Here is a 17,025-nt window from a genome sequence, read left to right as displayed (position 1 = left end):
CTACGTTTCTATGCCGCTCATTGCCTCGCCTCAGAGCTTTTCGGAACGAGTTTCACAGGTCAACCCATTCCAGTCACGAGTTTTACCTACAAGGAGTTTGATTCATGAGCAGCGGTAACTACAAAAACCTGGCACTGCAAGCAGGAGGCGTGTTAGGAACAGCCTACGTAGGGGTTGTGCAATCCCTGAACGAGCGCGGCCTCCTCTCCAAATTTGAGCGCGTTGCTGGGTCTTCTGCGGGAGCCATCATGGGAACCTTAATTGCCCTGAGGTTTTCAGCAGCAGAGATCGAAGACATCATGATGAACCTGAACATGGGGGAGTTCACCGATCCCACCAGCCCGATTAACCTCGTCCAGAATTATGGTTATTATGCCGGGGATGTTTTCTATCAGTGGATCCAAGACATCATTGCGCGCAAACTAACGAAGAAGGCCACCTTTGAAGATCTCGTAGATGCTGGATTTGCAGATCTTTATGTCTTCGGTACAGATTTGACCGCTCGAGGATTGCGGGAGTTCTCCTACCGTGCGACTCCTGACACGCCAATTGCAGGCGCAGTGCGCGCTTCCATGTCCATTCCCTTCTTCTTCCAAGCTTGGCGATTCCCCGGCGGCATTCCCGACAATCACTACTATGTTGATGGTGGCTTGATCTTGCCCTATCCCTTGTGGACTTTTGATTATGCGCCCTTCACCAGCGAAGAGGGCTACAACGAAGAAACCTTGGGAGTGAGCTTAAGAACCGGCTTCAGCCCCTCTGGTCTAGAGAAAGGCTTTGACCTGAAGGAGTATTTCGAAAGCCTATTTGAGGCTACGTCCTCCATTCGGATCAGCGCCCGCAACAAGGCACGGACGATCAGCATTGACACCTTAAAGCTCTCGCCCACTGATTTCAACATGAGCCACGAGGACAAGCTGCGGCTGGTGAAGAGTGGTTATGAGGCGACGGCGGAGTTCTTTAAACTCAAGGACGAATTGGCAACGATTGCTGCTGCCTAAGCGAATCATGAATTCATGGGAGCAACGTCATTTCCCTCTCTGAGTTGGCCATGGCACGGTGTTGACTAATTTGCACATCCATTCCTAACGCGGATAAGCATAATCAGTGCTAACAAGAGCGCTCTATGCTGAACCTTTTTTAATTGGTCAGTTAGCTCTTCTCTGGCTTGCAAAAAAGAAATGGCGGCTCCCGTGAAGTTTAGAATTACCTGCCCTTTTGTCCCAAAACACCTCTACGGGATGACGAGCATTGGCAGGAACTAGAAAGGCCTAGCCACTCCGTTTATCCCTTAGGAATCAGATACATTGAACCCTACGCTCAAACAGGAGGGAGTGGTCTAATTCAGATTGGAAAAGAGTAGTTTTCCACTAAACCTTGAGACCAATATCGCGATCTCATTCACAATGTGGCAGCGTTAATGTACTGGAATCAGTCTTTAATCTCGCCTTAATTTCTGCTTTTCGTTAATCAGAGATAAACTGAAGCAATAAGCTCAATTAACTAGTAGAAAATAATTCAGTTGGGCTAAACCGACTGATAATTGCAGACCAATTTCTTCGCTATAGTCTTCTCGACATCACTATCTTCTAATTACTTCAATTTATTCATTAATCAGTTATTTTCGAGAAAGATTTTCGAGAAAAATAACTCCATTTAAAGTCATTGTCCAAATAATTTCTGCCTTGAAAAGGCAATCTTTTGATGCCTAAACTTGGTCTTTGATTTTTCAAAAATGACCTTTTAAAAGATTTTTAGAAAATCATTTAATGCTTCAATTTGACTTGACATTTAATAAGAGAATACATTAATCTGAATGAGGATTGAGTTTGATTTTGAGGAATACCAAAAGCCATGCGAACCCCTATCCAGGTTGGATCAGAAATCAAGCGAATCATCACATTTGAGGCTAACTCAATTGGTGAAGCCATGCCGGTTGTGATTTACAAGAAGAAGGTTGTTGACCCTGCTGCTCAAGCAGGCGCGATCGAGGCTGCTCCAGTTTCTGCCAAGGGAATTTTGGAAAAGATTGTCGATTCGCAAATCCAGGCTGCCAGTGAATTCAAGACTCTCAATGAGCAATCAGGGGAGAAGTGGCTCAAAGACCTGGCCAAGAATATCTCACTTGCCCTTGTGAAAGGCGGAGATGCACTTACTTAAACAGCGATCTTCGGGGTTGGATTAAGCAAGGGTGCTGGCTTGTTTGGCATCCTTGTTTGACCGTAACTTCAACCTGTAGAAAACTCAAATTGACAAAAAACTTAGACATCACGCCAAACTACTTCGGCCTTTTGTCTTAAGAGAGGGTCTTTTTGAAAAATTTTCCTGGGAGGTTTTAATTGAAAAACTAGCTCAGGAACTAAGAATATTTTTGTCGAAAATTTGTCGAAGTTTGTCAAAAAAAGATTGTTGACAAAATTGTTGATCAGTCAATTCAAAAAATTCCTAAGGCTAGCAATAGCCGTGATTGACTCTTGAAGCGGCGAAGGACAAAGTAAGGATAAAGCTATGTTTTCATCTTCAGAATTTCCTGCCTCGGCCCAAGACAAAATCCAATACATTAGCCTCGCAACCTGTAATGGCGTTGTTCAATGCGTTTTTACACTAGATAGTTGCCTGAATGAAGATCTATTTTTCAAGAGCTTCGATTTGGTTTTAGATTCAGAGGTGATCCTGCAATGCCAGTGGGTGAACAACAGTGTATCGCCCTACTGGCTGCGATCTGAGGAAAAACATAAAGACCGATTCAAGCTGCTTGAAGTCGCCGATGTGCAACAGGCTGTTGAAGAGTTTAGATCTCGATCGATCGATCCAACAACCGATAGCTTGGTGCAACTGAGAATTTTCCGGCACCAAGGCGAAAACGCACTTCAAGATACGTTTTGCCTCAAGATGTCCCATGTTGTTTCTGATGGCAGTGGACTGCGGTGTTTGCTTCAGTCCCTTGCTGAAACCTATGGGGTGCTGCAAAACGGTCAGGAACATACCCCGAGTTCTGTAACCGTTCGGCGTGATGGATGGCAAGTTCTTGACAAGGTTCCTGCCAAAAAGAGATGGCAATTGCTGAAAAAGGGCAAGAAGAACTTCTTGAAGCCAGGTCAATTAAAAGTGCCATTTAGCAATTGCACCCATGAAAATCAAATATACATAACCTACAAATTGGATCGGGGGCAGATTGAGAATCTAATTCAGTATGCGAAAGATCGTGGAGCAACCCTAAATCAAGTGATGTTGACAGGGTTTGCGCGTGCTCTGCGTCGGTTCACCAATGCAGGGCCCGATGCATCACTTCCAATTATCAACACCCTCGACCTTCGCCATTATCTCCGGCATGGAGATATGCCTAAAATTTGTAATCTCGCGGTTCCATTGATTTCTAACATTCACGTCAACCAAGCAGACTCCTTTGCAGACACCTTGTCTTTCATAAAATCTGACTTAATCAGCCAAAAAAGAGCCATGCCTGGCGTTTTGCCAGCAATCGCCATGGAAATTCTTTTTCTCATTCCTTTTGCGTGGGTAGACTGGCTACTGAACCAAGCTTTTGACCAAGCTGCTGAATCAGGAATTGGCACACCCCTATTTTCGGATGTTGGCAACACTGACATCCCCATCCCAGGACATCAAGTGGTTTATTCCTACGGCTTGGGTCCCGTTGCCTATGCCCCAGCTTTTATGATGACGGCTTCTACCTTTAGGAACACCGTCACGCTTGGTGTGGGCTTCTGCGAGTCTTCAATTAGCCGTGGCGATATGGGCAAAATCTTTGATCTGATGGTTGAGGAATTTGCAAGCTGCACTGCCTGATTACAACCTCTGATTCTAAAAACTTGGATTGAAGAATCAGTGCTTTCGACGCTTGGTCTAGGTTTCAATCCTATGGATTGGACAAGACGAAAACTGCCAGATTCTTTAATTCTCAATCTTAGGGCCCTGTTGTTAAAGACCTGTTTCTCGAAGCTGATGACTACGAGCTTGCTTTGAAATTCGCTTTGAAGTTTGCGCTGTCTAGTTGGCTTCGCTGAACTTCCTCCATGTTACCTAAACGTCCTGATTGACGCACTGAAGGAGCGGCATGATGAATTTAAATGTTGTTCTCTTTCCGGGTCAAGGATCCCAATTTTGTGGAATGGGGAATGAACTATTTCCTCATTATCCGCAGCTTTTGCAGCAAGCAGATAATATTCTTGGCTTTTCTGTAAAAGAGCTGTGTTTGCATGATCCCAATGGTAATTTGAGCCGGACAGAATTTACTCAAATTGCTTTATTTGTGGTGAATGCCTTGGCTTGGCAGTCCCATATTGATTCGGGTGGTTTTTGGCCTAATGCGGCTTGCGGGCACTCTTTGGGCGAATATAATGCGTTGTTTGCGGCGGGAGTGTTTGATTTTGAAACGGGGCTAAATTTAATTCGATACCGAGGGCAATTGATGGGCCGTCAGCAGGGTGGGGGAATGGCGGCAGTGATTGGTAGCAATGTGGAAAAAATTCGCAAAATATTAGATGATTTTGCATTTGATACGGTTGATATTGCGAACTATAATTCGCCTCGGCAAGTGGTCATTTCAGGGCCCAAGCGCGATATTGATGATTTGGCGGCTGTGTTTGAGGAAATTCCAGACACGAGATATGTGGTGTTGAATGTTAGCGGGGCTTTTCACTCGCGTTACATGCAAGAAGCAGCGCGAGAGTTTGGAGAATTTATTCGGACAATGAATTTTCGTGCTCCGCGATTTTCAGTGATTGCTAACACTTCAGCGCAGCCTTATACGCTGGAGAATGTGGTTGAGAATTTAACGCAGCAAATTGCGAGTCCGGTGCGCTGGACGGAAACGATCGCCCATTTGTGCGATCGGGGAAAATGCACGTTTCAAGAATTGGGAGTGGGCAACACGCTAACCCGACTGCTGTATCAAATCTCTCCAGATTTGGTTCCCGAAAAGGTTTAAGGGAAATTTGAAGGCGCAAGTTGCAAGCTCAGTTGAAGACTAGGAGTTGAAGCCATGGCTGCGAAAGTTGTCTTCATGTTTCCTGGTCAAGGATCGCAGTATATGGAAATGGGGCAGGAGCTATATCGCTGCCATCCTGTTTTTCGGAACTGCATGAATGAATTTTCTGAGGTGGCGTTGCCGCTTTTAGGTATTCATTTGGCCACTGAGCTGTTTGCTGACTCGCAAACGGCACTGGCAGAAGATTCAAAACTACTTTTGTATACGCGATACAGTAATCCGCTGTTATTTACGTTTAACTATGCGGTGGCGGCCACGATCGAGTCGATGGGTATCCTTCCTGACTTGGTTTTGGGATATAGCCTCGGAGAGTTGACAGCGGCGGCCTACAGCGGTGTGGTGGATCGCTTTCAACTGCTGGTTGCTTTAATTCGCGCATCCTTTGCCTTTGAATCCTACACGCCGGTTGGGGGAATGCTAGCCATTTTGGATGGCTTAAATCTCTGGCATCAACATCCTGATTGGTTTCAAGACACTGCTTTGGCCAGTATTAATTGCAACCAAAGTTTTGTGGTCAGTGGTCGATCGAGCAGTCTCGATCGGCTAGAGCAAATCTTACAGAGTCAATCGGTGTTGTTTCAGCGTTTACCGGTGATCCAAGCGTTTCATTCCCCTTGGATTGATTCAGCCCAAGAGATTATTGATCGAGAGTTCGATCGCCTACCTCAGTTCCAAACCGGTCGTTTTTGGCGTTATGGATGTGGCGATCGCGCCGATGACCAGCAACCAACTCAGGCGGTGCGTACTTTCTGGGAAGCGTTCCGCAATCCCATTAACTTTGAAAAGGCGTTGCGAGGCTTGGAATCAATGGGAACCAATCTTTATCTAGATGTGGGATCAAATGGCACTTTGTCTGGATTTGTGCGGGTAATTTTGGATGCATCTTCCTCATCAAAGGGTATGGCAGTGATGGATCGTTTTGGACAGAATGTGCAATCGCTCGAACGAGCCGTGAATTTAGCAAAAAAATGGCGTTCAGAGTAATTTCTTAAATTGGGTTTTAAGTAGGTGCTGAAATTTAGAATTCTAAATTCAACATCCAACTCAGCTCTTTAATTCAGTGGTTCAGTGAAATTCTCAAATTGATTGTTTAAGTTAAGCTCCTACGCTGAATTACTAAATTCGGTTTCTAGTTTTGGGTCAAGTTAATGAACAAATGGAACCTAAGAATTAGATTAGGTCACCGAAACAATTTAATGAAAATCCTGAATAAGCAAAATGCTGAATCAAAGCCAGATTAAAGCCAAATCAAAGCCAAATTAAAACAGGGGCTGGCATCATGCGATCGATCACTTGCCGATTTGAATGTGTGAACATTGCCAACTACGTTGACGTTGCACCCTATCGATCGCAACTGCTCTCGCCTGCGGAGTTGGACTATTTTGAAAAGTTGCCCGTTTTGAGGCGGCGGATGTCGTACTTGATGGGGCGAATGGCGGCCAAAGGGGCTTTGGTTCAGTTAATTGGCGATTGTGACTATCGATCGATCTCCATTGAACCGGGTAGCTTTGGGCAGCCAGTGGTGCGGTATGGGGGGCAGGAGCCATTTGAGGTGAGCATCGCCCATGATTCAGGTCAGGCAGTGGCGGTTGCTTTTGAGGCGGGCTACCCCGTGGGCATTGATGTGGAAACCTTTAATCCCACGCTTTATCAAACCTTGATTGATGCGGTTCCAGATTCCGAAAAAAGCTGGTGTGACAGAACCTTTGATTACTATTCTCAATATTCTCAATATCCTCAGCGGCTATTGGCTCTTTGGACATTAAAAGAAGCCCTATCAAAAGTGTTGCGCTGCGGCATGACTGTGCCGATGGAGCTGTTGTCGATCGCGGATTTGCAATGCATTTTTCCAAATCACTATCGAGCCAGCTTTCGGCATTTTGCTCAATATCAAGCGCGTCTTTGGATTGCCGATCAAACTGTGCTTTCAGTGGTCTTCCCGCGACAAACGGAAATTAACTTTGATCCTTTTCAAAAATCATGGTTTAGCCAAAATGCTCTCCATCCAATGGTTGACTCATTCGACTTGGCGGGATGAGTTGAAAGCCTCATCCTAATCGTGCTAGTCGCTTCCATCGCCTCAGTAATGACTGCCCCACGAAAAATTAAAGCCGGTTTGAGATACCCCACCATGACTCAAGATATCGCTGTAATTGGTTTGGCTGGTCGCTTTCCTGGGGCGGCGGATATTGATGAATTTTGGGGCAATTTGGCGGCGGGTGTGAACGCGATCGGGGAAATTCCTCCCGATCGCTGGGATCACCAAGCCTACCGCGAACAAACGGGGAATAAATGGGGCGGTTTCCTAAAGGATTGGCGATCGTTTGATGCGGGATTTTTTGCCATTTCTCCCCGAGAAGCCAAGTACATGGATCCTCAGCAGCGGTTGCTATTGGAAGTGGCTTGGCATTGCGTGGAAGAAGCCGGCCTGTCCCTAGCTTCGCTCCGTCAGCAGCCAACAGGGGTCTACTTGGGCGCAATGACCATGGACTATTGGCAAGTTACGACGGATCCCCAGGTGGAAATTGATGGATTTTCGGGGTTAGGCAGCTACAGTTGCATTCTGTCGAATCGGTTGTCCCATGTGTTGGGTCTCAGCGGCCCGAGCTTGACCCTGGATACAGCCTGCTCTTCGTCTTTGGTGGCCATCCATTTGGCTCGACAGGCGTTGCTATCGGGCGAATGTGAATTAGCCTTTGCGGGTGGCGTAACCCTTAACCATCGCCCTTGGAAGCATCTGTCATTTTCCCGAGCAAGGATGCTGAGTCCAACGGGTCAATGCCGCACGTTTGATGCTCAGGCCGATGGCTATGTGCCTGGCGAGGGCTGTGGGGTGCTGTTGCTCCAGCCCCTGGAACGGGCGATCGCCCAGAATCGACGAATTTTTGGGGTGATTCGGGGCAGCGCGGTGAACCATTCGGCGGTGGGCGAGTCCATCACAGCCCCCAACGTGGGACGACAGACCCAACTGTTGAAGGCGGCCTACGCCGATGCCCAAGTGGATCCGGCCACGGTGACCTATGTGGAGGCCCATGGCACGGGGACTTCCCTGGGCGACCCGATCGAGATGGAGGCCCTTTGCCAGGCTTTCCGCACCACGGCCCAGGCGATCGGCTATTGCCAGGTGGGTTCCGTGAAAACCAACATCGGCCACTTGGAAGCGGCGGCGGGAATTGCCGGAGTGATCAAGGTCTTGATGATGTTGCAGCATCGTCAGATTCCCGCCAGCTTGAACTTAACGACTCCCAACCCGCTCATTGACTTCACCACTTCTCCCTTTGTGCCAGCGGTGGCCCTTGGTTCCTGGGAACCGGCGGCGGCGGATTTGCCGTTGCGAGCGGGGGTGAGTTCCTTTGGCTTTGGAGGCAGCAATGCCCATTTGGTGTTGGAAGAGCCACCCCGGTCGCCCGCTGTGGCTGAGGAAGCCGGATCGCCGTTGGCGTTGGCGACAGGGAACGCGATCGCGGGTCAAGGGGCCTCGGAGACGGGCGATCGGGTAACTGCCGTGATTCCCTTCCTGTTGTCTGCCAAATCAGCACGTAGCTTGGCCGCCTTGGTTGCCCAGTGGGGCCAGGAAGGGGCGCAACGGGTGGCCGCAGCCGACTTGGGGACGATCGCGGCGAACCTGGCCCTGGGGCGCGAAAGCTTTCCTTGGCGATTTGGTTGTTTGGCCAGCAGTTGGGCCGATGTGCAGCGGGCGTTGGCGCAATTTGAGCTGCCGTCTCAGCCCGTGGCGGCAACGGTGGAAACGCCTTCGGAGGCGCGATCGACCTTGGGCCAGTTGGTGCAGGATGCCGAAGCGCTCAAGACCCTTTGGGCCTCGGTGGCGTTGCCGGAGGCAGATTGGGAATCGGTTTTGCAGGTGGCCCGCACCCTGTGGCGACGGCAAATGACCTTTACGCGCTTTGTGGAAACCTGGCGGCAACCGTTGGAGCAGGTGGGCATTGACCTTGATTCAGTGTTGCACGCTCCATTGCAGTCCCCATTGCGATCGAACGCACCTCGCCCAGAGCATCGAATTTTGATGTTTGTGGCCATTCGCAGCAGCCTGGCTCGCTTGTGCCAAAAGTGGGACTTGACCGATCGCTATCCCACGGGTTCGGCGGCCTTGGCGGAACTGGTGCGGGCCTTCACCATGGGCGTGCTGGATCCGGGCATGGATTGGCCGGTTCTGCTGTCGGGATTGCTGCCCGATCGCCCGCGCTCGCTGGCCGAACTACCCGAGGTGCTGACTCCCGAGGATGTGGGAAATTCGGTGCAGTCGGCCTTGGCGGCCTGGCTGGCGGGCAGTCCGGTGGATTGGTCAGCCCATTTCCCGGCCACCTATCCCAAATTGTCCTTGCCGCGCTATCCCTTCGATCGCCAGTTGTATTGGCTCTTTCCCAAGGCATCCGAGGGCGATCGGCTGGCTCCGTTGCCCGCTGCCCCGGCGGCCCGCGAGGTGCTGCCCTCCTCCGGGGCCCTGTTGGATCGCTGGGAGCAGGTGTTTCCCGAAACCGATTTGGTGCTCCGATCGCACTTTTTAAATGGGCGCTGGATTGTGCCCGCCGCCAGCTTCATTGGCTTGGCCTGGGATGCGGTGACCCGATCACTGGGTCGATCGCCCGGATTGCTGACAGAGATTACCTTGCACCAGGCCGTGGCCTTGGGGGTGGGGGATGCGGAGGCCGTGACCCTGGGGGCCCAGGTGGAGTTGCCGAATCGGGTTCAGGTTTGGCAGCGCGATCGACTGATTTTGAGTGCCACCTTTGCGGAGTCATCCTCAGGACCGCCCCTCGATCCAGTGGCCGGGCGAGCATCAGGTGATCGCCCGGTTGGCCATGATCGGGTGGGCGAGATTCCGGGAACGGCCATTTATGCCGCCTTGCGATCGCGCGGCTATCAGTACGGCAGGGCCTTGCAGGTGATCCATCAGGCCCAAATCACCGATGAAGTAGCCCTCTTTCAATTGCAAGCCCCCAATCGCACCGCCTTTTTGGATGGGATTTTGCAAGCGGCCGTGTATTTACACCGGCAATGGTCTGCGGAACGGAGCGGCGATGCCCGAGATTTTGGAGATTTTGTCGTGCCGGGGCAAGTGGCGGGCTGTTGGTGGGGATCCCAGTTGCAAGCCCAGTGGGAATCGTCATCCGCTGCCGCAATTGCCCCCACAGCATCGCCCGATCGATCCGACGATCTGGCGGCTGGCGAGCCTGCATCCTGGGTCACCGTCCGGTTTGAGCGCCAACAATGCCGAGTCCAGGCTACCGAAAGCCAGTTTTCAGCGATCGCGATCGGGACGGATGGCCGCCCCCTGGCCGTGATTCGGGAGTTAACCCTGGCGGCGGCTCCCTTGCTTGCGCCGGAGGTGTCCTACTTTGAAACCGACTGGACTGTTTTGCCCGCCGCCACTGCATCCCCAACTCAGGCCACCGCCGCGCCGACGATCATTTTTGCCCAGGGGGCTGCTTGGGGTTTGGCCTTGCGCCAGCGGCTGCGATCGCAGGGGATTGAGGCTCAGTTGTGCCTAGCCGGTTCAACCTTTGAGGTTTTGGGCGATCGGGTTTGCCAGTGGGATTGGACTGACCCAGACCAAGTGCGACAGGGCCTGACGCATCTGTTGACTCCCGAGCAATTCCGGGCGATCGCAGGGGCCGACGCGATCGACTCGCCCCTTTCCCCAGCCTTGGTCTATTGGGTCACGGCTCCCCCGGCAGCGGGGTCAGGTCATGGGCCCCAGGGCGATCGGGATTGGGTCACCCAAGCCGAAGCCGATTTGAACCAGGGCGTGCGCGGTTGTTTTCTGTTCCTGCAACAGTGGGCGAAAGTGCGCCCCGCCGATCCGCTCCAGCTTTTGGCCGTGACCTTTGATGCCCAAGCCGTGACCCCGAGCGATCGGGTTTTGGGGTTTGCCACGGCGGGGATTGATGCCCTGGGGCGCACGGTGGCCCTGGAGTTGCCCCAAATTCGCCTGAAATCCCTGGACTTGGAGTTGGGACTAACCGTTGGAGAAGCCAGCGCCACGATCGCGGCGGAAGCGGCAACCCCTTGGGAGCATGATCGCGTGGCCTATCGTGGGGGCGATCGCTATGGGGCCGAGTTGCGGGAAGTGGCCCCCGGATCTGCGCCTCCCTTGCCGGTTTCCGTCCTGGAACCGGGATCTTGCATTTTAATCACGGGTGGGAGCGGGGCCTTGGCCGCAGAAGTGGCCGAGGCGATCGCGCTGCAAACGGCCGTTCATTTTCTGTTGGTGGGTCGATCGCCCCGCCGGGCCCAAACCGACCAACTGATCGCCCTGCTGGAATCCTTGGGATCCACGGCGGATTATCTACAAGCAGACCTTTGCCAAGAAGCCGACCTCGATCGCCTCACAGGGCTTCTGAAAACCACCCACCGCACCATTCACGGCGTGATTCATACGGCCGGGCAGTTAGACGATCGGCTGTTCCATGCCCAAACCCTTGCCTCCCTCGATCGGCTGATTGCTCCCAAATTCCTTGGGGCTTTGCGTTTGGAACAACGGTTGCAGGATCAACCCGTGGCCTTTTGGTTGGGATTTTCCTCAATCACCGTGGCGGCCGGCAACCCTGGACAGGCGAACTACGTGGTGGCGAATCGACTGCTGGAAGCCTTTTGTGCCTACCGCAATCGCCATTGGCCCGGACGCGCTGGGGCGATTCAGTGGGGCCTGTGGCGATCGCGCGGCATGGGAGCCACCGACATGCTGGCCGAGCGGTTCCAGCGATCGGGCATGGAACCCTTCAGCGCGGCGGCCGGTCGGTTTGCCTTCCTTGATCTGCTGACCAGCGATCGCCCTCAGCCCGTTCTGGTCACCGGTAAAGGCACGGACGCAACCATCTTTGAGCGCTTCTCCCGATCGCGCCCTGCCCCGAATGTGCCCCCAGCATTGCCTGCCCCCTTGACCCCGGCGGCGATCGCCCCATCCGCCCCGCCGTCCCTGCCCACCCCCTCGATCGCCACCATCGAGCAAGAATTGGCCGCTCTGGTTGCCCGCACCCTGAACACCGATCCCCAATCCGTACCCCGTCAGGAAGGGTTTTTCAGCCTGGGTCTGGAGTCATTGATGATCGAGGAAATTGTGGCAACCCTCGAAAAGCAATATTCCGGCCTGCGACCCACCGTCCTGTTTGACTATCCAAACATCAAAGTGCTAGCCAACCACCTGGCCCAGCTAACCGCGCCTGCTGGCGCGACCACCGCGCCGGCCACGCCATCTCCGGCGGCCCCAGTTCCTAGCTCGATCGCGCCAGCCCCCACCCAGGTCACCCGATCGCCCAATCCTGCACCCTCCCCGGAGCCGCAAGCTTTGGCCCCCAAAGCTCCTGAGGTGAAGGCTCCTGAGATGAAGGCTCCTGAGATGAAGGCTCCTGAGATGAAGGCTCCTGAGATGAAGGCTCCCAACACCGGAGCCGCTAACCCTCAGGCCCCCATCCCCCAAACCCAGTCCCTGGAGTTGCCCGATCGGCAGCGGCCCCCCGGTGGCTATGACATCGCGATTATTGGTGTGGATGGTTGCTATCCCCAGTCTCCTGATCTGGAAACCTTTTGGCAAAACCTGTATCAAGGGCGATCGTGCATCACGGAAGTGCCCGCCAACCGTTGGGATTACCAGCCGTACTTTGCGGAAACCAAACAACCCAATCGCACCTATGGCAAGTGGGGCGGTTTTATCCCGGGGGTTGAAGAATTTGACCCGCTGTTTTTTAACATTGCGCCCAAGGAAGCCAAGCAAATTGACCCCCAAGCGCGGCTGTTTCTCCAGTCGGTTTGGCACACGATGGAAAATGCGGGTTATGGCAGCCGTCAATCGCGCCAGGGGGAACGGGTTGGCCTCTTTGTTGGGGCCATGTGGCACGACTATTCCCACGTGGCGCGGGATTTGAGTTGGAGTGCCGATCAGCCCAGTGGTGCTGGGGCCTTGTTTTGGATCATTGCCAACCGGGTTTCCCATTTTCTGGATTTGACCGGGCCCAGTTTGGCGATCGATACCGCTTGTTCTTCGTCTCTGACGGCGATTCACCTGGCTTGCCAAAGCCTGCTGGCCGGTGACTGCACCATGGCGGTGGCCGGGGGCGTGAGCCTTACCTTGCACCCATTCCGCTATCTCTACCTCAGTCAATGGGGCTTTTTATCTCGCGATGGCCGTTGCCGCAGTTTTGGTGAAGGGGGCGATGGCTATGTGCCGGGCGAGGGCGTGGGGGCTGTGTTGCTCAAGCCCTTGGCCCGGGCCCGGGCGGATGGTGACTTCATTTGGGGCGTAATCCGGGGCAGTGGCATTAACCACGGAGGCCGGGTGAATGGCTTTACGGTTCCCAGCGGGCCAGCCCAAACGGAGTCGATCGAGCGATCGCTCTCGGAGGCAGGCATCCAGTTTGGGGACTTGCAGTATGTGGAATGTCACGGTACGGGCACGGCCCTGGGCGATCCGATCGAAGTGGGCGGGCTGGCCACCGTGGCTCAACGGCAGGGATATCAGGGCGATCGAATTCCCTTGGGTTCCGTCAAGTCCAACATTGGGCACTTGGAAGCCGCGTCGGGCATCGCTGGCCTGACCAAGGTTTTGCTGGCCATGCGCCATGACACGATTCCCGGCACACTGCACTGCAACCCGCCGAATCCCAATATTGCGTTTTCGGAACTACCTTTTCAGGTTCTAGCCCAAGCGCAACCTTGGCCCAAGGGCGATCGCCCCCGGTTGGCCTGTGTGAACAACTTTGGAGCCGGTGGATCCAATGCCCATTTAATTTTGGAAGATTGGCCAACCCAGCAGCCAAAACCCAGCAGCGCCGGCCCTTGGTTAATTGTCCTGAGTGCCCGCACGGCCAATCAACTCACGCAACAGGCCAGCCAATTGCATCGCCATCTGCGAACCGAGCGGCCGAGCCTCGATGATCTGGCTTGGACGCTGCAAGGTGGGCGCGAACCCCTCGCGGAACGCCTGGCTCTAGTGACCGATCGGCTAGACACCCTGTTGGAGCAGCTTGCAACGTTTCGCCAAGGCCAGCTCCCCACTGGCGGATGGCGAGGCCAGGTACTGGCGGGGGCCGACCCGATGCCCGCGCCCGCCCTGCCCGAATCTGGGATGCCCACGGCTGCCACGCTGGCATTGCTCGCCCAGGCCTGGACTCAGGGGGCCGAAATCGACTGGAAACGGTTGCGATCGCCCGGGAGTCAACGGATTCCCCTGCCGGGTTACCCCTTTGCGAAGGATGCCTATTGGCTCACCAGCGCTGCGCCGCCGCCGTTCCCCCCGCAAGGGTCATCCCCAGTTCAGGCTCAAACTCAAGCTCCAGCTCAGGCCCAAACTCAAGTCCAAACTGCGTCCCCAACCAGCTCGCCGCCCACGCCCCCATCGGCAGCGTCTTCGCCGACCGGGCGATCGACCGTTTCCAGTGAGGGCGAGGCGATCGCAATCGTTGGTATGGGCTGCCACTTTCCCAACGCCCAAAACCCCGCCGAATTTTGGGCCAACCTGCTAGCGGGCCGCAGCAGTATTGAGGAATTGCCGCCCGATTTTTGGCATCGGCCCGCATCGCCGGGAATGTCATCGTTTTCTGACTTACAAGGCGCGATCGATCCCAACGTCCCCAGCACCCCCCCGAGTTGGGCCGGTCGAATTACCCCCCGTTCCTCTTCTCAGTTTTCGGATCTCTGGCCCGATGGTATGACCCAGACCTTGGATCCGGGCAGCGTGGAACTGCTCAGTATTTTTGCGGAGACGCTCCAGGATGCTGGCTATGGCGTGGGAGATTGGCGGGGCGAGTCCGTGGGCTTATTTGTGAGCACAGGGGTCACATTTGCTCCCGGCTTAGCCGCCCAATTGTTTGGTTGGCGCGGCCCCAGTTTGGTATTGAATGCTACGGATTCCGCTTCCCTCGGCGCTTTGCATCTCGCCTGTCAAAGCCTGCGCAGTGGAGAATGCCGCGCTGCCCTGGTGGCCGGTTTGCACTTGCTGGAGGCGGGCCAGCTCCCTGCCAGTTGGGCGGCGGCCAAGCTCCTGTCCCCCGATGGCCAGCACCGGGCCTTTGATGCAGCGGCCAAGGGTGCAGTACTCGGAGAAGGATGTGGGGCCCTGTTGCTCCGGCCCCTGAGCCAGGCGATCGCGCAGGGCGATCGAATCTATGCCGTCATTGAAAGTTCCGCGATCGCCCAAGATAGCTCTCCCTTTGGGCTACCCCTGCCCACCGTCACCGGCCAGCAACGGGTGATTGAACAGGCCTGGGCCCGATCGGGGCTGGATCCGGCCGCCTTGGGCTACCTCGAAGCGCACGGCTTGGCCACCCCCCTGAGCGACCCCGTGGAACTGAAGGCCCTTTCCCAGGCCATTCGCCAACACACCACCGCCACGCAGTTCTGTGCGATCGGCTGCGTGAAAAGCAACATTGGTCATCTGTTCAGTGCGGCGGGCATTGCCAGCCTGATCAAAACCGCCCTGATTTTGCATCACGGCCAAATTCCACCCACCTTGCACTGTGACCACCCCCACCCGCGCCTGAACCTGGAACAATCGCCGTTCTTTGTGGCGCGTCAGGCCCAGCCCTGGCCATCCCAGCACCCCATCCGCCGAGCCGCCGTCAGCTCCTTTGGCCTGGATGGCAGCAATAGCCATGCGATCCTGCGGGACTTTTCTCCCATGGCCGCCGTGGCTCCCGAATTGCAGATTCCCCAGGAACCCCAGTCCCGATCGGCCCCAGTGGCCGCCGGCCGATCGATCGCCTCGTCCTATCCCGCCCTGCTGAGTTTTCGGGAGTTGACGTTCAGCAAGACTTGAGCGATCGGGACAGCAGCCAGCGGCCTTGGTTCGATCGTGGGGCGATGTTTAACCGCAAATCGCCAGGCGGCCAGCATTTGCCAGCAACGAACCCGCATCTCCGGCCGTGCCGATCAGACCATGCCGATCAGACTGCCCGCCAGGCCGCAGCTATTCAAGTTGCGGCTTGGACGATGGCTATTCAGACCCTCCAACCGTCTCAATTCAAACAGGATCACAAATAGCCCTCTAGTTTTTCCTCCTTTAAAAGTCCTTGACGATCGCAAAATTAGGCCCAAAGAAATCCGGTGAGCCTCCCTTGAACCTCCTTGCAATCTTGGAGTCATCCAGATTCTGAAGGTGATTGTATTGAAATTAACAAATCAAGGAACCCCAATGCCCAACGAAAATATTTGAGACTCATCCTGTGTAACTTTCAATACTTGCTATTTCATGAGAGTTGCTCTTGAAAAATTCAAGTTAAGAACCGTAAACAAAACTAAGTTTTAGAGATGCCGGAATCCTGTAAAGCGAGCAATGCTTAGGTTTTGTCCTTGACTTCCGCATGATCAGCCAAGGAGTATCATCTCCATAAACCGATCCATAAACATAATTTTATTATTGGATATTTTGTTGCCAGGATTTCCTTGGCAACCCGATCATCGGAATTAGGGGCTGATGATATACTCGACAAAGGGGGTAACCACAGGTTAACGTTTGAAGTGCCACCAAGCTTTCACCGAAATTTCGTCCGATAGGTTCCTCATCGAAAACTTCGGTTATAGAACGTCTTAATGTCTTGTGGAAAATGCCTTTTGGTTCTCAGGTGAACCAATTTGGTATTCACTACTAATGACTAATCAAGGACAATTAACCTTGATCCAGAAAAGTTTGCTGCCGAAAAACTGTATAACGCTGAACCAAATTCAAAAATTTTACCCAAAGAATCAAAATTGCTTTTGCTTATCTATCAAAAGCTAATGCCGATCAAGCCTTAATTGGTTTGTTCTTTTTCTCAAGAATTCATAGTTTTTCATCATTTTCAGGCATTTTCTGTGCTTTCAAGCTCTGCTTTCGGAAGAATGAACTTGTTTTAACCTAACTTTGACTAGCGAATTGATCCCGAATTGGCACAATTTTCGCTATTTGCACAATTGCCGATCAATTGTGACCCGATTGTTAAAACCAGTCGATGTCAGAGCTTCTATAAAGATCTTGAGCCTGGTCAATATTCCTGAAAGATTGAGATTCAAAATCCTTCATGACC

7 protein-coding genes are annotated in these 17,025 nt (G+C 53.5%); all 7 read left to right on the top strand.

Annotation, left to right across the window (positions count from 1 at the left end; all coding sequences use genetic code 11):
- Nucleotides 1–104 precede the first annotated feature (104 nt).
- The 7 genes from H6G53_RS15235 to H6G53_RS15205 all read left to right on the top strand — a co-directional run bounded on the left by H6G53_RS15235 (nt 105) and on the right by H6G53_RS15205 (nt 15,779).
- Nucleotides 105–1,001: a patatin-like phospholipase family protein gene (locus H6G53_RS15235; protein WP_099532232.1), complete on the top strand. Its 897-nt coding sequence runs from the start codon at nt 105–107 to the stop codon at nt 999–1,001.
- A gap of 853 nt (nt 1,002–1,854) precedes the next feature.
- On the top strand, nt 1,855–2,160 hold the full coding sequence (locus H6G53_RS15230; RefSeq protein WP_190534429.1) for a hypothetical protein: 306 nt from the start codon (nt 1,855–1,857) through the stop codon (nt 2,158–2,160).
- Between the two features lie 348 nt (nt 2,161–2,508).
- Complete coding sequence (locus H6G53_RS15225; RefSeq protein ID WP_190534426.1) at nt 2,509–3,807, top strand: condensation domain-containing protein; 1,299 nt, start codon at nt 2,509–2,511, stop codon at nt 3,805–3,807.
- 271 nt (nt 3,808–4,078) lie between these two features.
- Nucleotides 4,079–4,948, top strand: a complete 870-nt coding sequence (gene fabD / locus H6G53_RS15220) for an ACP S-malonyltransferase (protein WP_190534422.1) — start codon at nt 4,079–4,081, stop codon at nt 4,946–4,948.
- 54 nt (nt 4,949–5,002) lie between these two features.
- Complete coding sequence (locus H6G53_RS15215) at nt 5,003–5,992, top strand: acyltransferase domain-containing protein (RefSeq protein WP_190534419.1); 990 nt, start codon at nt 5,003–5,005, stop codon at nt 5,990–5,992.
- Between the two features lie 295 nt (nt 5,993–6,287).
- On the top strand, nt 6,288–7,046 hold the full coding sequence (locus tag H6G53_RS15210) for a 4'-phosphopantetheinyl transferase superfamily protein (RefSeq protein ID WP_190534415.1): 759 nt from the start codon (nt 6,288–6,290) through the stop codon (nt 7,044–7,046).
- Between the two features lie 93 nt (nt 7,047–7,139).
- Nucleotides 7,140–15,779 carry an SDR family NAD(P)-dependent oxidoreductase gene (locus H6G53_RS15205; protein WP_190534413.1) on the top strand — a complete coding sequence of 2,880 codons (8,640 nt, stop codon included), beginning with the start codon at nt 7,140–7,142 and terminating at the stop codon, nt 15,777–15,779.
- The last annotated feature ends 1,246 nt before the right edge of the window (nt 15,780–17,025 follow it).

Source organism: Limnothrix sp. FACHB-406 (assembly GCF_014698235.1).
Taxonomy (GTDB): Bacteria; Cyanobacteriota; Cyanobacteriia; order CACIAM-69d; family CACIAM-69d; genus CACIAM-69d.
This window is presented reverse-complemented; position numbering and strand designations above follow the sequence as displayed.